This window comes from Halorientalis brevis (genome assembly GCF_042678165.1).
In the GTDB taxonomy this organism is placed as follows: domain Archaea; phylum Halobacteriota; class Halobacteria; order Halobacteriales; family Haloarculaceae; genus Halorientalis; species Halorientalis brevis.
In genome coordinates, this window is sequence record NZ_JBHUDJ010000014.1 from 659,192 (window position 1) to 680,706 (window position 21,515).

Consider the following 21,515-nt stretch of genomic DNA (forward strand, 5'->3'; position numbering starts at 1 on the left):
TTACTCCCCGTCTGCTCGCACTGGCTGGACTCCGAGCGCCTCGCGGAGGTCGTACTCGGTGCCCGTCAGCAGATAGAGCACGTCCTCGACGATGACGAGCACCTCCGGAAGTTCGCGAACTACGAGCCACGTGATGGCGACGAGCGCCGCGACCGACAGGACCTGGGCCATGATCCGGTCGGCGACGTAGTACGAGACCATATACGGGTCCGACGTTCCGAACAGGGTCATGACGGTGTCGGGGAACACGTGGAGATACTGCTTGCCGAAGGAGACGCCGATGAACACGTTCCGAACCAGGTTCAGCGCGTAGATGATCGGAATCGACACCGCCAGCGCCCGGAGCTTCCGGGAGAGCGGTGCGTGGACGGCCGCGATCAGCCCCGCGAAGATCGCCATACTCCCGATGCCGGTACAGGCGATCAGTATCGTGTAGGTGATCCGGTGATCCGGGTCGGGATAGAACTCGAAGGTGTTGCGATACGGCGCGTAGTCGGATGCCGCGGTGCCACCGGCTTCACTGACGAGGTTCCCATAGATGACGTCGGGGTGATACCCGATCACGTTCATCAGAACCTCCGTCTGCCGGGTGACGATCTCGACGAGCGGCCGTTTGAACAGCACCAGCGTCTCGAACGGTACGTAGACAAGCCCCATCACGGCGATCGCTCGCGAGAGCGCGAACAGCGAGTCCCGGCCGTCGGCCAATAAATACGCGACGTAGAGCGACGCCGGGACGGCGACGAGCGTTCCGATCCCCTCCACGATGCTCTTCTGGACGAACGCGAAGTGATAGATGAGCGTGAACCAGAAGAATCCGAAGAGAACCCACGCTGCGGTCGTGACCAGGCGCTTGGGCTCACGAGTTCCGTGCGTCAACGAGCGGAACCCACCGGCCACGCCGAGGGCGAGTAGAACGGCTCCCACCGTCACGGCACCTCGCGTAATGCTCCCTTGGACGATCGCATAGTAATACACCAGTACCGCCCAGAAGACGGCACCGAGCACGCCCACAGCGACGGTCGAGTACTGAGACCTCTCGTCGCGGTTCGACCAGTCGAGTACTGCCCCCGCAGAGAACGTTCCCACGACCAGCCAGGCGAGGGGATCGGACCACTGCGTGAACCAGGCCAGCATCCCGAGCAGCGCATCGAGCATTCTGTTGCCGACAGCTATGCCAAATGCGGCTATATGTCTTGTCGTTGGCTGCACGCCGGACGCACAGTCAGATGTCGCCGCCCTGGCAGTCAACGTGGTCCTCAGCACTCCACGTCGTGCCGCCCGGCAGATAGCTGTCGCTACCCGAATAGCGTCCGAAAAGAAATGGAATGCGGTTGGAAACCGGAATTAGGTCCGGTCGTTAGTTGCGACCGCGGGCTGCGAGGAGTGCAGCGCCGAGGAGCGCAACGAGTGCGAGGCCAGCCGTGAAGCCAGGACCGGAGCCGTCCGTGGTGGTCTCCGTACCGGAGTCAGCCGGTTCCTGGGTTGCGGTCTGGTCCTGACCGTCGTCGGTCGTGGTCTGGTCCTGACCGTCGTCGGTCGTGGTCTGGTCCTGACCGTCGTCGGTCGTGTCCTGACCGTCGTCGGACGGGACAGTGACCATCGCGGAGTCAACGGAGCCGTTAACGTCGTACGGTCCGTCAGCGTCCGGGAACTCGAATTCCTGGTTGTCGTTCGTGTCCATGTGGGCCATCGCGACCAGCGTCTGGTTGGACGCGAGGTCCGAGTCGAGCGAGACGGACACGTCGTTGTGTTCGCCAGCGCTCAGGTACTCGGTGTTGCCGATGACGTCACCAGAGGCATCGCCCTGGTGGATGACGACGTAGCCACCCTCGGACATCGTGACGCTGTCGACGGTGACTGCACCGTTCTCGAGCGTCTGGTTCTCGAAGTCGACGCCAGCGGTGACGCCCTCTCCGATGATACCTTCCTGATCGTAGTCGTCGTCCACGTCGCGGACCTCAGCCGTGAAGGACTGGTTGGATGCGCGGTCCGAGAGGTCGACCGTAGCCGTGAAGCTACCGTCGGTCTCGACGATCGGCTTGGGGTTCTCGAGGAACGAGTTGTCACCGCTGCCGCGGAGACGGAGGTCGAGCTCCGTACCCGGCGCGATGGACGTCGTACCCGAGACTTCCTGACCGGATGCGGCGTTCACGCGGATGACGTCGCCTGCACCGGTCTCGTACTCGACCGAGCGCTCGACGATGTCGACGTCGCTCGTGAGCGTGGTGCGGTCCTCGACGAGGTTACCGTCGTCGTAGACCGTGAAGTTGCCAGTGTAAGTCTGGTCGTCCTTGGTCTTCGAGTAGTAGTTGTTACCACCGTCGTAGGTGTTCTGATTTCCGTTCGGGTCGGTGGTAGTGGAGTCGCGGTCCCAGTCGTCGCGGTGGACCGGAATCTTAGACTCGTCCATGACGACGAAGACCGAGCCGTTACGCTGGTCCGGCACGACCTTCAGGCCGCCTTGATCTTCCATCCGAGCGAAGGAGACTTCGTACGGGTTGAAGTTGGCTTCCGTGTCCGACTGGTACATCCGGAACTCGAAGTCGTCAGCGAAGATGTCGGAGTTGGGGTAGTTATTGTCGGTCCAGTCTTCGTCCATCAGGTTGACGAAGGCCTCTTCGTAGTCGTCGTTGTCGCTGCCGGACGCGGTGTCGGCAGACTCGATGGCACCGGCGAGGCCGGTGGACTTGATCTGCCAGACGAGCGTGTCGTCTTCAGCGACCGAGTCGGACTCAGTCAGGTGCTCGTCAGCCTGGAGTGCCCAGACGTCCTGAGGCTCGTCGTTGTCGATCTCGTCGAAGTCCTCCTCCGGAGCGATCCAGCTGTTGAGGCTGTTGATCTTCGATTCCGTGACCTGGAGCGTCGTGACGGCGTACTCGTAGTCCGTCGAATCGTCGACGTTGGTCACGTTGATGTCGTAGCTGGCCGCTGCGAGCGGCGGGTCCGAGAGACCGGGCCGCGGGTCGTTAAGCTCGACCGAGCTGATCGTGTCAGAGTCGTCGAGCGTATCGATCGCCTCTGCGGTGCTCGCGTCGTTGCGACCAAGCGAGTAGGTGTTCAGCAGGACGGTGACCTTGCCGTCGTCGTTGTCGTCTTCGATCTCGAAGGTCGCGTTGAAACCGACGTCGTTGTAGCCCATGTAGACTTTGCCTTCGTCGGTGTTTTCGAGGTTGATCGGGACGACTGCGACGTCACCCTGACCGACGGGCGCGACGGTACCGAAGGTTGCGTCGTTGTCGTCTTCCTCCGTCACCGTGATGGATTCGGACGTCTGGACGCCAGTGTCGCGAGCCTCGAAGTCGAGGGTGTAGTCGCCAGTGTTGATGTCGGTGAAGTTGACGGAGACGTCCTGGTCACCCGTGAGGGTGAAGCGGATCTCGTTGTCCTCGTCGTCTTTCACCAGGTTCTTGACGGCGCTGTCACCGTCTTCGTTGAACATCGAGTACAGGTCGTCCTCATCGAGGTTGTCGGACGTGACGCGAACCGGGAACTCGTCGCGGTTCGAGTCGAACTCGAGGTCCTCGGAGTCGCCAGCGGTGGTCTCAGTTTCCTCGAAGGAGGAACTGAACGACTGGACGGAAACCTGGAAGTAGTCGTCCTCCACGTTACCGGTGTTTGCAAGTTCACCATCACCGGAGGTTCCCGTGGCCGCCAGCACGTCGCGGTTACCGTCGACAAGCGCGTACGTGCCTTCGAGGTTGGACGTGTCGAGCAGCGCGTTACCTTCGTCGTCGAAGGTAATCGGGTCGACGAATCCGTCTGCGGGAACGACGAGATCACCCTGGTCGTCGGTTTCGAGCTTGTACAGCTCGACGGTCCCGGAATAGTCACCGTCGTTCAAGAAGGACTGCTCGCCCTGGTACAGGCGCTGACCCTCGTAGACGGAGTCACCGACCTTGTACTGGGTCGTCCAGCTGTCGACCTTGTTATCGTCTGCATCGTAGAGAACGGCTTCGATGTCGTAGTCGCCTGCTTCGTCAGGGTTGACGACGTCGTCAACAGTAACTTTGACGTTGTCACCGTCTTGGACGTTCGTGCCGTCCGTCTCGATCGTGAGCTCGTCATCGCTCACAGTGATATCGTCCTGGGAAATGGTCGGTGAGAGACCAGTGAAGGAAACATCAGTGTCGTCGACCAGGCTCAGGTTTGCGTCTTCAATCGTGACGGAAACCTTGTGAACGCTATCATCAACGCCGTCACCCATGTCTGCACTAGTTGTATACGTTACACCGATTGTATCAGTCGTATAATCGCCAGCAGTATACTGGACAGTAGACTGATTAGCCGCAGCAGCCGCTCCTGAGAACGCGACGGTGCCGGCGAAAACCGACATGACCATCAGCGCAGTCAGGAAGAGACTGCGAACTTTTTCGCGTGTTCCTGTCATAGTTTGGTTTGGATTGGTTGTGTCATTCGGGTGGATCCAGCACCTTTCCAGCCGCCGGTCGTGGTTTGACCGCAACCACGTGGAGTCCGACCGACTGTACTCGATACTATCACCATGGGTAGGGGTACGGATGTAACAATTTGCGCTCGTTATAAATGCTTTGTGGTCAATTCCGCGGGATGACATCACGTCACACCCCGGCAAATCTGCGACTTTCGGCCGTCTCGCTCGCGATTCGGCCTCGAATGAGAGGCCGTCCTACGGGCGACCCACAGACGTCTGACACGTGTCGTCGCGGTGAAAAAGCGGTCGCAGCCTCACGCGTGCGTACGGACAAAACCGGCTAGAGACAGGTCGGATGCGACACCACGGTGGTCGTCAGCCCCCATTCCTCGGCGAGATCGGCGAGCGCAGCGACGCCGAACGTTTCCGTCGCGTAGTGGCCGGCGAGTGCGACGTTGATGCCGGCCTCGCGGGCGTCGTGATACACCTGCTGTTTCCCCTCGCCCGTGAGCAGGAGGTCGGCGCCCGCGTCGACGGCCTCGTCCAGCCAGTCCACGCCGCTCCCGGTGACGATGGCGACGTCTTCGATCACTTCGGGGCCGAAATCGAGCAGCTGGACGTCCTGGTCGCCGGTGTCGAGTTCGGCGTCGAGCAGCGACACCAGTTCGTCCCTGTCGAAGGGGTCGGCTGCAGTTCCGCGCTGTCCGATGTACTCCGGCCCCATCTCGCCGAACGGTTCGCGGTCGGTGAGATCGAGCAGGTCCGCCAGCCCCGCCGCGTTCCCGAGTTCCTGATGGCCGTCGAGCGGGAGATGTGAAACGTACAGTCCCATCTCGTGTTCGTAATGCGGACGCAGCCGTTCGTACAGTCGGCCAGTCACCCGTTCGACGCTCCCGAACACGTAGCCGTGGTGGGTCACCAGCAGATCAGCGTCGGCGTCGACGGCCGCGTCTGCCGTCGCTCGCGCCGCATCGACGGCGAAAGCGACGTGTTCGACCTCGCGCTCGGCGGGGCCGACCTGCAAGCCGTTCGGACTCGCGTCGAGGTCGGCGTACGCGTCGGTCCGCAACTCTTCGTCCAGGCGTGCACAGAAGTCCGCGCAGTTCATGCGCGACGGTTCGCCGGCACCCCCTGTAGCCTTTGGGCTGTCTACTCGTCCCGGACGAGATTACCGCGGTGCTCGGCGACGTACCCCTCCGAAACCAGGGCATCGAGCACGTCGACGCAGTCCTGGCGGGGAATGGCGTACGCGTTCGAGGCGACGTCCTCGAACTCGTCGCGCTCGACCGGGAACTCGCGGTTCTGCAGGAGTCGGATGACCTTCTTCGCCGCGGGCGTCGACAGAACGGACGCTTCCCCACTGGGCTCCCCGTCGGCCACCGAGTCGTCGTCGCCCTCGGACTCATCGACGGGCGTGTCGTCGTTCGTCTCGGCCCGCGTGGACGTGTCTTCGTCTGCCCGCGTGGACGCGTCGTCCGCAGCCGTCGACTCGTCGTCACCTGCACCATCGGAGCGGTCGTCCGTATCGTCGTCAGCCACTCCCGGTTTCGGTTCCTCGTCCGAGTCGCTGTCGTCGTCCGAAGCTCCCTCGTCGTCTCCGGCGTCGGTTTCGTGAGTTTCGTCGGGCGCGTCGTCCTGCGTCTCGGATTCGGCGTCGGGTTCGATCTCGGTGCTCGGTTCGGTCTCGGCAGCCGCGTCGCTCTCGTCGTCGGCGTCGGTCGCCGCGGCTGGATCGTCGGGCGCGGCCTCGAACGTCGATTCCGTCGAGGGAAGAGCCGACGCGTCGCCGTCGACGGCTGTCGCGGTCTCCTCCTCGGAGAGCACGTCGTACTCGTCCAGGGTCGTGCCGATCGAATCGGCGTCCGTCGCGGCGTCGAAGGCGATTTCGAGGGCGCCGTGTAGCTTCCGCTGACAGGTCGGACAGAGAGAGACGGTGTGTTCGGCGTCGATCGGGAGTCCTTCGGGCACGACCGGATAGGCGTCGATCGGTGCGTCCAGCGCAGTTCCACAGAAGTAACAGGACGAAAGACTGGGCATGGTGGAAACCGACTCCCCCACCGTCTAAAAACCATTCGCCGCGCCAGCCATCGTAGCCGCCAGGCGGGCCTAGCCGTCCGCCGCGTGAGCGAAGACGAACGCCCGGAGCAGTTTCGCTGCCAGAACGGCGGCCTGCCCGTCGTCGCGGTCGTTGACCTCGACCACGTCGAACCCCTCGGCGTGTGGCGCGACCGCTCGAACGACGTCGTGCATCGTTCGCGGTTCAAGGCCGAACGGTTCCATCGTCCCCGTTCCGGGTGCGTACGCCGGATCGGCGGCGTCGACGTCCACGCTCAGATACACCGAACGGTCTCCGAAGTCGGGCGTCCAGTCGGCGACGTCGTCGGGAGCAACCACAGTCACGTCGTCGTCTCGAGCCCGCTCCCACTCGGTTTCACTTCCGGTGCGCGCTCCCAGTACGACGGCCTCGTCGGCCGCTGCCAGTGCGTGTCGCGTGACCGTCGCGTGGTTCAGCGGGTTGCCGGCGTACTCCTCGCGGAGGTCGAGGTGGGCGTCGAGGCAGACGAACACGTCCGGGTCGACTGCGCGCACGCCCGCGACCGTCACGGTGTGTTCGCCACCGATCGTGAGCGGCACCGCGTCGTCGCGCCTGACGTCACCGAGCGTCCCCCGCAGAAACTGAAGGTACTCTTCGGCGTCGTCGCTCGGGTGAATGTCGCCGTGGTCACTGACCGCCAGGTCGGTGAACCGCTGATTAGTGTGGTGGTCGTAGTCGTCGAACGACTCGGCAAAATGGCGGACTCGGCGGGGGCCAAACCGGGTGCCGGGCTGGAACGTCGTCGAAGCGTCGAGTGGTGCGCCGACGACGACGTAGGCGGCGTCCCCGGGAGCGTCAGAGACCGGGGGCTCGCTGGAACTCGTTCCAGCGGCGTCCGACCGGTGGGCCCGCGCGCCGGGAAACATCGCGCTATACGATCTTCCGCTGGCCTTCGTACTCGAGGTACTCGATCTCGTCGTCCTCGGAGAGCGTCTCGTCGCCGGGGACCTTCATCGTAATCGTCTCGTAGGTCTCCAGGTCCATGACCTGCGCGACGTCCTCGCTCTCGACGTTGACGACCTGTCCCTGCTTGCGCTCGATGATCGGGACCCAGATCTTCGCGTCGACCGGCTGGGAGAGGCTGCGCTTTTTCTCGTCGAAGACGCCCTTGCCCTCGACGCGGGCCTTGGCGCTGCCGTGCTTGCCGGGCTTTGCCGTACTGTAGGCGTTGATCTTACACGGAGCGTCGTCCATCATGACGTAGCTCCCCTCGTCCAGGTCGCGAACTTCCTTCTGCTCTTTCGCCATGATCCGCGGTAGTCAGTGTACCAGTATAAACGGTTTGGAACCGCGCCGACGCCGTTGCAATCAACTGACCGGTTTCTGCCACCGACCAGAGACCTTCGTCACGGCAGCCCGCCGACGGACTATCCGGTCAGACCAGATCGAAGGGTCCACTCACGTCGATCGACGAACGTACGGCCACCAAGTACGTTGCGAGGATGGAAACGATCCCGAGCCGTCGGATCGCTGGCTCAGTTCTCAGTGCTCTCCGGCGACTCCTCGGTCACTGCGTCGCCGAAGCCGTTCCCACCGATGTCGATCTCGCCGACGGCCGACCCGTCCATCTCGCTCGCCTCGCGTTCCCGGAGGTTCTGGCGCGTGAACTGGGGTTCGGTCTGGATACCGGACTGCTCCCGGAACGACCAGTAGAGCAATCCGGCCACGAGCACCGTCGCCCCGCCAGCGATCCAGGCCGCGTCGACGGTCCCAAACGAGTACAGGACGGCCGTCGAGACGATGCCGGCCGACAGCACCATCCCGTAGACGAGCCGTTTGGCCAGGGTCTGGAGCAGCCCGTCGGAGTCCTCGATGTCGGCGTTCACCCGCAAGTCGTCGCGCTCGATTCGGTCGAGCGTCCGTTCGAGTTTGGGCGGCGTCCGAATCGCCGACTGGGCGGCCTGCTGGAGTTCCTCCCCGCGGTCCTCGATGAACTGTTTGACGCCGGCTTCCAGGTACCCGTGGTCGCGCAGGTAGCCCGTCGCCACCGCGATGAAATCGAAGTCCGGGTCCAGCGTGACGCAGACCCCCTCGACGACGGTCGCGACGCGCAAGACCAGCGCGAGGTTCGAGGGGAGTCGGAGCGGGAACTCGTAGATGGTGTCCTCGACCTGCTGGACGATCTGCTGGATGCGGTACTGCTCGATGTCGTCACCGCGAGCGTCCGCGATGGCGAGTTCCATCACCTCGCCCATCACCTCGCGGTCGGCTTCGGGACTCAGCGTCCCCATCTCGATGAGCGCGTCGAGGATGGCGTCGGTGTCCTGGTTGGCCACGGCGATGTAGAAGTCGATGATCTTCTCCTGCACGTACGACTCGACGTAGCCGCTCATGCCGAAGTCGTAGAACACGAGCGTGCCGTCGTCCTTGACGGCCAGGTTCCCGGGGTGCGGATCGGCGTGGAAGACCCCGTCGTCGACGATCATCTGGAGGTACACTCGCTGGAGCGTCTCGGCGATGTCCGTCCGGTCGACGCCCATCTCGTCGAGTTCCTCGATGTTCGAGATCTTCGTCCCCTCGACGTACTCCATGGTGAGGATCCGACCGGTCGACCGCGACCCGTCGACCTGTGGAATGCGGATCCGGCGGTCGCTCCGGAAGTTGTCGCGGATCTCCGCGAGCATCCGGGCCTCCCGCTCGTAGTCCATCTCCTGGCGGATCGTCTTGGCGAACTCGTCGGAGAGCGTCTCCAGCGAGAACGACCGCGCCTCGCCGACGAACCGCATGATGATCGGCAGCGACCAGCGGATGACCCGCAGGTCCGCCTCCACGAGGTCCTCGATGCCGGGCCGGCGGACTTTCACGGCGACCGGCCCGTCCTCGGTTTCGGCGTAGTAGACCTGGCCGAGGCTCGCACCGCTGATGGAGGTCGTATCGAAGTACTCGAAGTTCTCCCCGACGGGGCCGAGCTCCTCCTCGATGACGGACTCGGCGTCCGCCCAGTCGGCGGGCGGGACCTCGTCCTGGAGTTTCGTGAACTCGTCGATGTACTCGGGCGGGAGGATGTCCGGTCTGGTCGAGAGCAACTGCCCGAGTTTGATGAACGTGGGACCGAGGGTCAACAGTGAGTCCAGCAGTTTGGCTGCCCGGCGACGCCGCTGGGCAGGCGAGACCTGCCGCGACCGGCCGACGAGGAGGAACCGGTGACGGTCACGCGCGTAGGCGAGCAGGAGTGGCAGGAATTGGCGCGCGACGGTGAAAAACCGTCGGTACGCACGGAGGTTCACCGAGCGGCCCCCCGACTTACGCACTCACGTCGGTGATTGGCACGTCCGCCTCGGGCGTCGCGCCGGCTTTCGGCAAGCGGAGTTCGAGCACTCCGCGTTTCATCTGCCCTTCGGCTTCCGCCCCGGTCGCGTCGGGCGGGAGGGGAAGTTCGGCGTCCAGAAAGAGGGCTCGCTCCTCGTCGACGTACTGGAACTCCGCCGGGAGGTCCTTCTCGCGCCGCGCCTCGATCTCGAGTCGACCCGCCGAGATGCCGACGCTGACCGTCTCGGCCGTCGCCCCTGGCAGGTCGATGACCAGCAGGTAGGCGTCCTCACTCTCCAGCAGGTCGGCGAACACCGTCTCGGGGAGGTCCCGCATCGCATCGCGCAACGCTGACATACCCGTCGCTAGGGACCCATCATCGAAAAAGGCCGTGGTTGCGGCGGTCTCGTCGGGAACGATTCGGCGGCGGCCGCCGTGCGGTCCCGACCCGTTCGGCGGACGCTTTTTGTTCGGGCGGCCCAAGCCCAGGTATGACTGATCCACGAGAGTCGGGATTCAAGGAGGTGACGCGGCTGGCCGACGCGCGCGAACGGCTCCAAGCGGCCGTCACGCCGCACGATCGGACCGAGCGCGTCCCGCTGTCGATGGCCGACGGCCGAGCCGTCGCCGAGCCAGTGACGGCCAGCCGACCAGTCCCCCACTACGACCGGGCCGCCATGGACGGGTTCGCGGTCCGCGCCGAGGACACGTTCGGCGCGGGCGACCGCTCACCGGCCGTCCTCCGCGAACGAGACCGCGACGACGAACCCGACGGCGCCCCACCGGACGTCGCCCCGGGCGAGGCCACGCGAGTCCACACCGGCAGCGAAGTCCCGCCCGGTGCGGACGCCGTCGTGATGGTCGAACAGTGCGAGGTGCAACCCGCCTCGGGAGACGTCGAAGTCTTCGACGCCGTCGCCGAAGGCGAGAACGTCGCCCCGGCCGGCGAGGACGTCGAGGCGGACCAGACGCTGTACGAGCCGGGCCACCAGCTCCGCCCGTCGGACCTGGGGCTGTTGAAGTCCGTCGGGATCGACGCAGTGACCTGCTACCAGCGACCGACGGTCGGCGTCGTCCCGACCGGCGAGGAACTCGTCCAGCACGACCCCGGACCGGGCGAAGTGATCGAAACGAACGGCCTCACCGTCTCCGAGTACGTCGAGCGCTGGGGCGGAACGGCGGCCTATCGCGACGTGGTCACCGACGACGAAAACGCCCTCCGGGCGGCGATCCAGCGCGACCTCACGAAGGATGTCATCGTCACCACGGGCGGCTCCTCGGTGGGGAAGCGCGACCTCATCCCGGAAGTCGTCGACGACCTGGGCGAAGTGCTGGTCCACGGCGTCGCGCTCAAACCCGGCCATCCCGTCGGGTTCGGCGTCGTCGAGGACACGCCAGTCATCATGCTCCCGGGCTACCCGGTTGCCTGTATCGTCAACGCCATGCAGTTCCTCCGGCCGGCGCTGAAGTGGGCCGGTCACCTCCCGCTGCGGGACCATCCCGCGACCGAAGCCGTCCTCGACCGGAAGATATCGAGCGAACCCGGCGTCCGGACGTTCGCTCGCGTCAAACTCGATCAGACGGCCGAGGACTCGACGGACGACGAGCGGGACCTCCCCACGGCGACGCCGACGCGGGCCTCCGGGTCCGGCGTCCTCTCGAGCGTCGCGCTTGCCGACGGCTGGGTCGTCGTCCCCGAAGGTCGCGAGGGCGTCGCCGAAGGCGAACGCGTCCGCGTCCAGAACTGGGAGTGGTACGCATGACGGAGAGGAAGGAGTTCCGCGACCTCGTGCCGCCAGAAGAAGCTCACGAAGCGATCTCGTCGCTGGACCTCGCCGGCGGGACCGAACACGTCCCGCTCGGGGAAGCCCGCGGGCGAGTCCTCGCCGAGCGGATCGACGCGAGCCTCGACGTGCCGGGATTCGACCGCGCGAGCATGGACGGTTACGCGATCCGCGCTCGGGACACCTTCGGTGCCGACGAGGCCGACCCCGCGCGCCTCGAACTCGTCGGCGAGGTCCACGCCGGCGAAGCGCCCGACGTGACAGTCGAAGAGGGGACTGCCGCCGAGATCTCGACGGGGGCGGTGATGCCCGAGGGAGCCGACGCGGTCGTGATGGTCGAGAAAACCGACACCGAGCGCGTCGAACAGAGTTCGACGGACGAAACGAGCGGCACCGCCGCGAGCACGGACGTCCTCGTGCGCACCTCGCTCGCACCGGGAGACCACGTCATGCTCGCGGGCGCGGACGTGGCCGCGGGTGAGCGCGCGCTCGGCCCCGGCACGCGGCTCACGCCGCGAGAGATCGGCCTGCTCTCGGCGCTCGGCGTCGACGAGGTGCCAGTGCGAGCCACCCCGCGCGTCGGGATCATCTCGACCGGTGACGAACTCGTCCGCCCGGGCGAGCCGCTGGACTCGAACGCCGGCCAGATCTTCGACGTGAACAGCTACACGACGGCGACGGCGGTCGAAGAGGCCGGCGGCGAAGCCGTGCTCTATCCGCACGCCGGCGACGACTACGACGAAATGGAGCGCATCCTCACCCAGGCCGCCGAAGAGTGCGACCTCGTCCTCTCGTCGGGGTCGACAAGCGCCTCCGCGGTCGACGTCATCTATCAGGTCATCGAAGAGCGGGGCGAGTTGCTGCTCCACGGCGTCGCCGTCAAGCCCGGCAAGCCGATGCTCGTGGGGCGGTTGGACGGCTCGGACGCCGAGCAGCGAGAGTCTGCCGGTGGCTCGGCATATATCGGACTCCCGGGCTATCCCGTCTCCGCCCTGACCATCTTCCGCACGTTCGTCGCGCCGGCCATCAGAGCGGCAGCGGGCCTGCCAGAGCCACAGACCGCGACCGTCGACGGTCGGATGGCGGCCGAAGAGCGCTACAGCGAAGGCCGAATGCGGTTGATGCCCGTCGGGCTCGTGACGGACGGTGTCGGGGAGACGCTCGTGTATCCCGTCGACAAGGGCAGCGGCGCGACCACGAGCCTCGTCGAAGCCGACGGCATCGTCGAGGTCGACGCGGACACGGCGTATCTGGCGGAGGGACAGGCCGTCACCGTCCAGTTGTTCTCCGCGGACGTGCGGCCACCGTCGGCGTTCGGCGTCGGCGAGGACGACCCCGCCCTCTCTCGCGCCCTCGACGACCTCACGAACCCCCGGTTCCTGTCGCTGGGCACCCGCGAAGGGCTGCGCCGGCTCCGCAACGGCGTCCCGGACTTCGCCGTCGCGGCCGGCCCCGACGCCGCCGACGCCGACTACCCGGAACTCGGCGGCTGGACCCGCGAGTGGGGGCTGATCGTTCCCGACGGCAACCCCGAGCGCGTCTCGGGGATCGCCGATCTGGTGGATCGAGACCTCCGGTTCATCAACCGCGGGACGAACTCCGGACTCAGGCGAGACTTCGACGACGCGCTGGCCGGGCTGGCCGCCGAGCGCGACCGCTCCCGCCGGGACCTGACCGACGCCATCGACGGCTACGGCCTTACCGCGAAAGCCCACGAGAGTCCCGCCCGGAAAGTCGCGGCCGGGCAGGCAGACGTCGGGCTCGGACTCCGAGCGACCGCCGACGAACTCGGCCTGGGATTCGTCTCGCTCGGCGACCAGCCAGTGCGCGTGCTGGCGAACGACGACAGAACGGGGAAAGAGGGCGTCGCTGCACTCGACGCGGCGCTCGACTCGGTCGAGGCGGTGCTGTCAGAACTCGCCGGCTACGCGCGAGACTAGTCGCGTGACGACGCCCGGTCAGTCGCTGCCGGGTTCGGCCCGGACGCCGTCGAGGTCGGTGAACGCCTCGACGCGGTAGTCGCCCAGGACGCACTGGCCCCGGCTGTGCGGGTCGTGACGTTCGACGTGGATACCGTCAAGCCCCGCGTTCCAGGCCGCACCGATGTCGTGGGGGCCGTCACCCGCGAGCACGCCGGTCGAGCCGCCGTCCGCTCTGCTCACGGGGTCGCCGCCGTGACCGTTCGGGGCGGTGTCGAGGTCCGCCATCGCTAACTCGACGGGCGTCGGATCCGGTTTCCAGCCCGTCTCTTCCGTACAGCAGACGACCGTGTCGAACCAATCGCGGATGTCCAGCCGGTCGAGCACCGGTTCAGTGAGGTACTCCTGGCAGTGGGTCACCAGGCCGACGGGTACGTCGAGGTCGGCGACGAAGTCGGCGTCGTCGTAGAGGAAGGTGTGCTCGGCTCGAGCGTCGGCGTCCTCGACCTCGTGGAACACCTCCCAGAAGCGGTCGACGCCGACGTCCCACTGGCGGAGCTGTTCGTTCCGTGACCCACCGAGCCCGTGCCAGACGATCTCGGCTTCCCGGTCGGTGAACGTCCGACCGAGTCGGTCGCCGACCTCGTCGAACACGTGGCGGACGTAGGAGGGTTCGATGTCCACCAGCGTGCCGTCGAGGTCCAGCAGCCAGAAATCGTACTCGTCAGGGACCATCGGGATTGTCACTGTACGGGACACTCGAATAAGTGATTTCCGGCAATTGTATCCGGAGCGACACGTGTGTCAACAGTTGTCGCTCATGCCCCTGTAGATCCGTCGTCGACCAGCCTGATGCTCGACCCGAGGTACTTCGATCGGACTTCGGGGACGCGCTCGGCGTTGAACAGGTCCAGGTTCGCGCCGATCGCGTCGTCCAGCGCGTCGAGATATGTCTGGTCCGTCCTGAGTTCGCGGAAGTCGACCGTCAGCACTGTCACGCCCAGGGCGTCTTCGGTCAGTTCCCGGAAGTAGTCCGGGTCGTTCAGTTCGCCGTGCCAGAGGTTGTCCCGGAAGAACAGCCAGCCGTCTTCGCCCGGCGGGTCGGCCTCGCGAAACAGCGTCGTCTCGAACTCGTTCGGCTCGGCTCGCAAGCCGGCCACCGAGGGGCTCAGTCTGAACCGACAGCCGAAGACGTACTCGGCCGCACCTGCGTCGTCGCCGTGCTCAGCGGTCTCGTCGTTCATCACTCGTACGCGTCGTTGAACCGGGCGGCGAGGTCGGTGTCCTTCTCGGTGATGCCGCCGGCGTCGTGGGTCGTCAGTCGGACCTCGACTTCGCCCCAGGTGATCGTGATTTCGGGGTGGTGCCACGCGTCCTCTGCGATACCGGCGATCCCGGACGCGAAGCCCACGCCGGGAAGGTACGAGTCGAACTCGAACGTCCGGACGATCTCGTCGCCGTCGCGTTCCCAGTCGGCGGGGAGCTGTGCCTCGATCTCCTCGTCTGAGAGCAGGTCTGCCATGTGTGAGGGGTTGGCTCGATCCCCGATAAAGCCCAGGTCGGCAGACGGGGCCTCGCCGCGATGGGAAAACGGTTCCTTGGTCGGGTACGAACCGCAGGGGTGTGATGTCAGGGACGGACCGACGGACCCGCGTCGCTCTCGCCGGGGTGGTGTTCGCCGTGCTGCTCGCACAGGTGTTGCTGTATCCGGGCATCGACACCCTCGTCGACGCGCTCGGGGCCGACACCGCCCTCGACGCGAGCATGTGGTTTCTGACCGCCGAGTTCGCGGCGTTCGTCGTCTGTGCCGGCGTCTGGGGAGCCGCCAGCGACAGCGCCGGTCGCCGCGTTCCCTTCATCGTCGCTGGCGCCGTCGGTGGCGCGGCCGGCTACGCGCTGGTGGCGCTCCTCCACCGCGTCGTCCCCCTGTCCTTTACCGCCGTGCTGGGACTCCGCGTGCTGCAGGGCGCGGCGACCATCGGCGCGTTCTCGCTGGCGATGACGATGCTCATGGACCTGGACGGCGGCCACGGCAAGAACATGGGCGCCGCCGGGATCGCCATCGGCCTCGGGACGGCCCTGGGCGCGCCGCTGGGCGGGCAGCTCTACGAAGTCGGCCCGTTCGTGCCACTGCTCGTCGCCAGCGGGCTCTTACTGGTCGCCGGCGCGCTCGCCGCGCTCGTCACCGACCGGACGCCCGGACACAGCCGCGACGTGGTGCGGGCCGTGGTGAGCGGGCTGCGCGAGACGCCGGCACTGCTCCTGCCCTACGCGTTCGGCCTGATCGACCGGCTCACGGCCGGGTTCTTCGCGCTCGTCGGCACGCTGTACTTCCGCGAAGTCGTCGGCCTCTCGCCCGGGGAGACCGGGTTCATGCTCGCGCTGTTTTTCGGCCCCTTCGCGCTGTTGCAGTACCCGTTCGGCGTGCTCTCTGATCGGATCGGTCGCACGCTCCCCGTCGTCGTCGGCTCGCTCCTGTACGGACTCGCGGTCATCGCGGTCGGCGTCGCGCCGACCGTCCGCCTCACCGGGGTCGCGATGGTCGCCGTCGGCGTCATCGGCGCGCTCGTCGCCCCGGCGACGATGGCGCTCGTCACGGACCTCGCGCCCAGCACCGAGCGAGGCGTCGCCATGGCCGGATTCAACACCTTCGGTAGTCTGGGCTTTCTCGCAGGGATTCTCGTCGGAGGAACCATCGCCGAAGAGGTCAGCTACGTCGCGGCGTTCCTCGTCGTCGGCGGCCTGGAGATCGCGATCGCGATTCTCGCGCTCCCGGCGTTTCTCCGGCTTCAGTTACCACAGTCGAACGTCCCGGCAAAATAGGAATCAGTCGTCGAGCTGTTCGAGGACTGCCGTCGGCATCTCCGCTTTCATCGCCTCGGGGATCTCGTCGGGGTTCATGCTGGAGACGAAGTCGGGCGTCTCGCTGCCGAAGTGCGGGTCGAACAGTTGCAGCGCGGTGTTGATAGTGGTCCAGTCGTCTTCCTCGGCGGCGTCGCGGAGGCTCTGAGTCGGCGCGGCCAGCAGCTGCCCGACGAGCGCGTCGGCCATCGACTCGACGACCTCTTTTTCCTCGCTGTCGAGGTCGAGTTTCTCCATCGCGGTCGCCAGTTCCCGCGTCTTCAACTGTTCGGCGCTCTCGTACATCGCGGCGATGACCTGATCGGCCCGTTTCCGCTTGTACTGGGTCAGGAGGTGGTCGAACTCCTCGTCGACGAGCCGTTCGACCGCCTCCGCTGCCTCCTCACGCTGTGCGCGAGAGGCTCTGGTCACCGATTCCAGGTCGTCCAGGTCGTACACGTCGACGCCGTCGATCTCGTCGGCCGTCGTCGGGACGTCTCTGGGCTGCGCCAGATCGATGACCAGCGTCTCACCGGCGTCGGAGAGCATCTCGACGTCGACGACGTGGTCCGAACTCCCCGTCGCCGTGATGACGAGATCGGCTCGTTCGACGGCCGCCGGGAGGGCGTCGAGCGCGAGGGCGCTCCCCTCGACGTCCATGCCCTCGACGAGGTGCTCGGCGTGCGGGACCGTCCGGTTGCCGACCAGGACGCGCCCGACCGACTCGTCGAGTGCCTTCGCGACGAGCGCGCCCATCTCGCCGGCGCCGACGATGAGCGCCGTCGACGCCGAGAGGTCGCGTTCGGCACGCGCGAGGTTGACGGCGGCACTCCCCAGTGAGACCGTCCCCTCGTTGATCCCGGTCTCGGTGCGGGCGCGCTCGCCGACGTGCATCGCCTTCGTCACGCCGCTTTCGAGCACCGGCCCGATGCCGCCGACGCCGCGCGAGTCCTCGTAGGCGTCGCGAACCTGGCCGAGAATCTGATCCTCGCCGAGAACGATCGATTCGAGTCCCGCTGCCACCCGCAGGAGGTGACGCAGGCACTCCTCGTGTTCCATCTCGACGAGCACGTCTTCGGGCATGTCGAGGAAGAACTCACGGAGCACGGCCCGTCCGACCGCTGGGTCCGCAGTGACGACGTACGCCTCGGATCGGTTACACGTCTGGAGGACGTACGCCTCTTTGACGCCAGGTCGTGCGAGAAGCGACTCGACGGCCACCCGCTGGTTCTCTGCACAGGCCGCGTCGATGTCGTCGACGCTCGCACGTTCGTGCGACACGCTGACGCCTGAGATGACGCCAGTTCCGTCAATCACGATAGATCACCTGTCACGGCAGTAGTCACGTCCTCGGCCACTTGGCGTGCTTTCGTCCTGCCACTATCTAAATGCTTCCAAACACGTCCGGATCTGACGACCTCCCGGACTGCGTCTCGCCGCACCGCGGGGTCGACCCCGCGGTCCTGTAAGTCATCACGCAGTTCGCCGGAGAGCTCCGCCATCGCCCCGGCGTTGGTGAGTTCGTCCTCGATACGTTCGCGCAGATAGCGACTCAGCGCCGGGCTCGTCCCACCGGTCGCGACCGCAGCGACGACCGGATCGTCGCGGACAGTCGCCGGAACGACGACACTACCGGGATCGCGTTCGCCGTGCTGATCCGTTCGGTTGACCAGCGCGCCGTGGTCGCGCGCTGCCTGCTCGATGGCGGCGTTCCGGTCCGTGTCGTCCGTCGCGGCGACGACCAGTGCCGGCTCGGTGCGGTCGATCCAGTCTTCGACGGCTTCGTCGTCGGGTGCGGCCCTGATCCGCTCGGCGCCGCCGAAGTCCGCGTCGGCGAAGTCAGGACTGACCACGACCACGTCGGCCTCGCGGGCGAACCGCCGGGCTTTCCGTGCCCCGACGGTGCCGCCGCCGAAGACGAGGATCGTCGTTCCCGTGAAGTCGTGGAGTAGTGGAATCATGGTCAGTCGTCGGCGTCTGTCGGCGCGTCGGTGGTGTTCGCTGCGGCCCGTTCGTCGAGTCGGATACCGGTCTTCTTGAGAATCCGCGTCGAGAACAGCGAATCCCAGTCCTCGTCGCTGACGTCCCAGAACTCGGCCATCCGGTCGCGGACCTGTTGGATGCGCTGTTGGCTCTCTTCTTCACTCCGCCCGTGGGTCATCGCGAAGAAGTTGTACGGCCAGACGCCCTCGTGACGCGGCCGCTCGTAACAGTGCGTGACGAAGGAAAGCGACGCGATGGCCGGGCCGACCTCGCCGAGTTTCTCGTCCGGGACGTTCCAGACGGTCATCCCGTTTTCCGTGTAGCCCAGGGAGTAATGGTTCGGAATGACGCCGACGCGCCGGACCTTCCCCTCCTGGTCGAATCGCTTGATCGTCTCGACGACCCACTCAACGTCCTGTCCGATGGCCTCGGCGACGTCACCGTAGGGAGTCGCCGTCAGCGGCAGGCCGTCCTGAATCTCCAGGACGAGGTCCAGTTCCGCCGGGGTCAGTGACGTCTGGTCGGTCGGCGTCACGTCAGGCCCCAGATCGGAGAGATCTACGTCGCCGTCGGAAATGGGGCCGTCGACGAGGAACTTCGCCTCGACACGGAACTCCTGCTGTTTGGGGAGGTTGTACGTCTCTTGGCCGGTCTCGTCCTCGATCTCGGCCAGGACGTCGTCGACGCGGTCCGGGTCGGGGACGCTGACCACGAACCACATGTTCAGGTGTGGATGTTCGCGCTCGTAGTTGTGGGCCACCTCGTCGTACGCGTTGACTTGCTCGGCGACCTCGTCGTATCGGTCCTCGGGCGCGTGCATGGCCACGAGCGTGGCTGCACCCCCGATTTCCTCGGCGTTGATGAGCGCGCCGAATCGGGTCAGGATGCCCTCCTCGTCGAGTCGCTGGACGCGTGTCAGCAGTTCGTCGGCGTCCATCTCGACGCCGCGGTCTCGCAGTGCCGCGGCTGCCGGCTCGAAGGGACGTTCGACGACGGGGAACCCACCCTGGAAGGCGTTGATGACCGCCCTGTCCGCGCGCTCCAGGTCATCAGTCATGGTCGCCACTCAGGGTTGACCCGGTATAAATCCGCGTTTGTCTTCGCGCGATCCGAGAATGCTGAGGTTACCAGGAAGTATGCACCACACAGGCAAAGCGTTTGCCCGTGACTACTCGTCGGTAGTGACGCCCTCGACGGTGTAGCCCTCCTCGCGGAGCGCCGAAACGAGCCCGTCCTGGTCGACGTCGGCCTCGTAGTAGAAGACGATCCGGAACTGTTCCTCGCGGATGAGTTGCTGGCACTCCCAGACGAACTCGTCGCCGTCGATCGTGAGTCCCTGGTGCTGGTTGAGGCCGAAGTCCGGGTCGTCGTTGCCGGAGTAGACGTAGGTGTCGCCTGGGTCGACGCCCTCGTACTCGGCGATGACGTCGCCGATCTCGATGGTTGCCTCGTGGAGTTTCGCCTCGGCGTCGTTCCCGAGGTCGGTGTGAACGATGACGCCGGCCAGTTCGATGTCGCCCGGTTCCAACAGTGCCTTGGTCCGCTGATAGAGGTCGGGGTCGATGACGTCCTGCTCGTTGCTCATCGCTCGGCTGTCGTGTGCCGGGCCCCATACCTCTCACGGTATCGAGTCGGTTTGGGGAGCGGCTGCTCGGGTCGAAAATGATTCGGGGCGAGTGCCCCGTCAGTGCGCCAGTGGGTCGTGAACCCTGGTTACAGTCGCGTCAGGTTCGTCGCCCGCGGCCCTTTGTCTGCCTGTTCGATGTCGAACTCGACTTCCTGCCCCTCCTCGAGGTCAGGACCGCCGACGTCTTCCATGTGGAAGAACACGTCCTCGTCCGCGTCGTCAGTGTCGATGAAGCCGTAGCCGCCGGTGTCGTTGAAGAAATCGACTTTGCCTTTCGCCATCGAAATCACACCCGCTCCAGGTTGACCGCGCGCGGACCCTTGTCCGCTTGCTCGATGTCGAATTCGACTTCCTGCCCCTCCTCGAGGTCAGGACCGCCGACGTCCTCCATGTGGAAGAACACGTCTTCGTCCGCGTCGTCAGTGTCGATGAAACCGTAACCGCCAGTGTCGTTGAAGAAATCAACCGTACCGTTCGCCATTGCACTCTCTCAGAGGGCGTCCCGATATTAAAACCCTGCGGGTCACCCACACCCTTCCTGGGGGAAGACAAGATTCTTACGACCACGCACGGACGTCTCAGGCAATGCTTTCGTGGGTTCGCCAGCAGGCACTCCGCGGCTACGAACGCCTGCTGCGAGGGGAAATATCGGGGACGCCAGATCACGTCGCCGTCATTCAGGACGGCAACCGCCGGTACGCCGACAAACAGGGCGGCGAGGCCACGGACGGCCATCGCGCCGGCGCTCAGACGACCGAGAACGTGCTCAACTGGTGTGACGAACTCGGCATCGAGGAACTGACGCTGTACGCGTTCTCGACCGAGAACTTCGACCGGCCGAAAGACGAACGCGAGAACCTGTTCGACCTCATCGAGGAGAAGCTCTACGAGTTCGCGGACGCCGACCGCGTCCACGACGGCGAGGTCCGCATCCGCGCGATCGGTGAAACCCAGCGCCTCCCGGAGCGCGTGACCGAGGCGATCCGCTACGCCGAGGATCGGACGAGCGAATACGACCGGCTCCACCTGAACATCGCGCTGGCCTACGGCGGCCGCGCCGAACTGCTCGGTGCCGCCCGCGAGGTCGCACGGGACGTCGCCAGCGGCGCCCTCGATCCGGCCGACATCGACGTCGAAACCGTCGAATCGTCCCTCTACGAAGGGCCGGTCCGGGACGTCGATCTCATCATCAGAACGGGCGGTGCCGAACGGACCAGCAACTTCCTGCCCTGGCACGCCAACGGCAACGAGGCCGCCGCGTTCTTCTGTACGCCGTACTGGCCGGAGTTCCGGAAAGTCGACTTCCTGCGTGCCATCCGGACCTACGAGAACCGCGAGGACTCCTGGCGGACGGCCCGGGCTCGCCGCGCACTCGCGCTCCTCCGCGCGACGGGCGGCGCGGAACTCGACGAGGCACGCCGAATCCTCCGGCGCTTCCGCGACCACCTCCCGAGCGGCGAACGGGAAGCGCTGAACGATCCGGGTGACGCCGACGAGATCGAGCCGGAAGCGGCTGCTGACTGAAACCCACAGTTAGGTCGCGCTGCTCGTGACGTGCTTTGGCCTACCGGCCAAACTTCCGAGAGACTCACTTCGTTCGCCTCTCGGCGTTTGGTCGCTTCCT

General features: G+C 65.8%; 21 protein-coding genes and 1 pseudogene. 4 read left to right on the plus strand and 18 right to left on the minus strand.

All coding sequences use genetic code 11. The features are described 5' to 3' along the window. The 9 genes and pseudogenes from artA to ACFR9U_RS19970 form a co-directional block, all read right to left on the minus strand. Positions 1–1,158, minus strand: coding sequence for an archaeosortase A (gene artA / locus ACFR9U_RS19930; protein ID WP_247378978.1), 1,158 nt, complete (start codon positions 1,156–1,158; stop codon positions 1–3). A 202-nt stretch (positions 1,159–1,360) separates the two neighbouring features. Further along, positions 1,361–4,075 (minus strand): DUF7282 domain-containing protein, encoded by a 2,715-nt coding sequence (locus ACFR9U_RS19935; RefSeq protein ID WP_247378980.1) that lies wholly within the window; start codon positions 4,073–4,075, stop codon positions 1,361–1,363. A 249-nt stretch (positions 4,076–4,324) separates the two neighbouring features. Continuing rightward, positions 4,325–4,576, minus strand: a pseudogene (locus ACFR9U_RS19940) (hypothetical protein); the annotation flags it as partial. 157 nt (positions 4,577–4,733) lie between these two features. After that, positions 4,734–5,501: a Nif3-like dinuclear metal center hexameric protein gene (locus ACFR9U_RS19945; protein ID WP_247378982.1), complete on the minus strand. Its 768-nt coding sequence runs from the start codon at positions 5,499–5,501 to the stop codon at positions 4,734–4,736. A 41-nt stretch (positions 5,502–5,542) separates the two neighbouring features. Beyond that, positions 5,543–6,430: a hypothetical protein gene (locus ACFR9U_RS19950; protein ID WP_247378984.1), complete on the minus strand. Its 888-nt coding sequence runs from the start codon at positions 6,428–6,430 to the stop codon at positions 5,543–5,545. Between the two features lie 69 nt (positions 6,431–6,499). Beyond that, positions 6,500–7,354: an agmatinase gene (gene speB / locus ACFR9U_RS19955; RefSeq protein ID WP_247378986.1), complete on the minus strand. Its 855-nt coding sequence runs from the start codon at positions 7,352–7,354 to the stop codon at positions 6,500–6,502. A 4-nt stretch (positions 7,355–7,358) separates the two neighbouring features. Then, entirely contained in the window at positions 7,359–7,736 is a 378-nt protein-coding gene (locus ACFR9U_RS19960; protein WP_247378988.1) for a translation initiation factor IF-5A, read from the minus strand. Positions 7,737–7,963: 227 nt separating this feature from the next. Then, the gene (locus tag ACFR9U_RS19965) at positions 7,964–9,715 is read right to left on the minus strand and encodes an ABC1 kinase family protein (RefSeq protein ID WP_247379048.1); all 1,752 of its coding nucleotides are present in this window, start codon (positions 9,713–9,715) and stop codon (positions 7,964–7,966) included. 16 nt (positions 9,716–9,731) lie between these two features. Then, the gene (locus tag ACFR9U_RS19970; protein ID WP_247378991.1) at positions 9,732–10,094 is read right to left on the minus strand and encodes an Hsp20/alpha crystallin family protein; all 363 of its coding nucleotides are present in this window, start codon (positions 10,092–10,094) and stop codon (positions 9,732–9,734) included. 134 nt (positions 10,095–10,228) lie between these two features. On the opposite strand from ACFR9U_RS19970, the gene ACFR9U_RS19975 reads away from it, so the two are divergent. Both ACFR9U_RS19975 and ACFR9U_RS19980 read left to right on the plus strand, forming a co-directional pair. After that, positions 10,229–11,500, plus strand: a complete 1,272-nt coding sequence (locus tag ACFR9U_RS19975; protein ID WP_247378993.1) for a molybdopterin molybdotransferase MoeA — start codon at positions 10,229–10,231, stop codon at positions 11,498–11,500. Continuing rightward, entirely contained in the window at positions 11,497–13,461 is a 1,965-nt protein-coding gene (locus ACFR9U_RS19980; RefSeq protein ID WP_247378996.1) for a molybdopterin biosynthesis protein, read from the plus strand. Before ACFR9U_RS19975 ends, ACFR9U_RS19980 begins: the two co-directional genes overlap by 4 nt. Positions 13,462–13,479: 18 nt before the next feature. Here ACFR9U_RS19980 and ACFR9U_RS19985 read toward each other — a convergent pair whose 3' ends face one another. The 3 genes from ACFR9U_RS19985 to ACFR9U_RS19995 form a co-directional block, all read right to left on the minus strand. Beyond that, positions 13,480–14,175, minus strand: a complete 696-nt coding sequence (locus ACFR9U_RS19985) for an HAD family hydrolase (RefSeq protein WP_247378998.1) — start codon at positions 14,173–14,175, stop codon at positions 13,480–13,482. 83 nt (positions 14,176–14,258) lie between these two features. Further along, complete coding sequence (gene lwrS / locus ACFR9U_RS19990) at positions 14,259–14,684, minus strand: LWR-salt protein (RefSeq protein WP_247379001.1); 426 nt, start codon at positions 14,682–14,684, stop codon at positions 14,259–14,261. Continuing rightward, positions 14,684–14,962, minus strand: coding sequence for a 4a-hydroxytetrahydrobiopterin dehydratase (locus ACFR9U_RS19995; protein WP_247379003.1), 279 nt, complete (start codon positions 14,960–14,962; stop codon positions 14,684–14,686). Before ACFR9U_RS19995 ends, lwrS begins: the two co-directional genes overlap by 1 nt. A 104-nt stretch (positions 14,963–15,066) precedes the next feature. On the opposite strand from ACFR9U_RS19995, the gene ACFR9U_RS20000 reads away from it, so the two are divergent. Continuing rightward, positions 15,067–16,263: an MFS transporter gene (locus ACFR9U_RS20000; RefSeq protein WP_247379005.1), complete on the plus strand. Its 1,197-nt coding sequence runs from the start codon at positions 15,067–15,069 to the stop codon at positions 16,261–16,263. Positions 16,264–16,266: 3 nt separating this feature from the next. Here the strand turns inward: ACFR9U_RS20000 and hemA are convergent, their stop codons facing one another. From hemA to ACFR9U_RS20030, 6 genes are all read right to left on the minus strand, one after another. After that, entirely contained in the window at positions 16,267–17,598 is a 1,332-nt protein-coding gene (gene hemA / locus ACFR9U_RS20005; RefSeq protein WP_247379007.1) for a glutamyl-tRNA reductase, read from the minus strand. Then, on the minus strand, positions 17,595–18,242 hold the full coding sequence (locus tag ACFR9U_RS20010; protein WP_247379009.1) for a precorrin-2 dehydrogenase/sirohydrochlorin ferrochelatase family protein: 648 nt from the start codon (positions 18,240–18,242) through the stop codon (positions 17,595–17,597). Before ACFR9U_RS20010 ends, hemA begins: the two co-directional genes overlap by 4 nt. 2 nt (positions 18,243–18,244) lie before the next feature. Then, positions 18,245–19,321, minus strand: a complete 1,077-nt coding sequence (gene ahbB / locus ACFR9U_RS20015; protein ID WP_247379011.1) for a siroheme decarboxylase subunit beta — start codon at positions 19,319–19,321, stop codon at positions 18,245–18,247. A 111-nt stretch (positions 19,322–19,432) separates the two neighbouring features. Then, on the minus strand, positions 19,433–19,849 hold the full coding sequence (locus tag ACFR9U_RS20020) for a DUF5778 family protein (RefSeq protein WP_247379014.1): 417 nt from the start codon (positions 19,847–19,849) through the stop codon (positions 19,433–19,435). A 128-nt stretch (positions 19,850–19,977) separates the two neighbouring features. Then, positions 19,978–20,172, minus strand: a complete 195-nt coding sequence (locus ACFR9U_RS20025) for a cold-shock protein (protein ID WP_247379017.1) — start codon at positions 20,170–20,172, stop codon at positions 19,978–19,980. Positions 20,173–20,177: 5 nt separating this feature from the next. Next, complete coding sequence (locus ACFR9U_RS20030) at positions 20,178–20,372, minus strand: cold-shock protein (protein WP_247379019.1); 195 nt, start codon at positions 20,370–20,372, stop codon at positions 20,178–20,180. A gap of 104 nt (positions 20,373–20,476) precedes the next feature. On the opposite strand from ACFR9U_RS20030, the gene uppS reads away from it, so the two are divergent. After that, positions 20,477–21,415 carry a polyprenyl diphosphate synthase gene (gene uppS, locus ACFR9U_RS20035; protein WP_247379021.1) on the plus strand — a complete coding sequence of 313 codons (939 nt, stop codon included), beginning with the start codon at positions 20,477–20,479 and terminating at the stop codon, positions 21,413–21,415. The last annotated feature ends 100 nt before the right edge of the window (positions 21,416–21,515 follow it).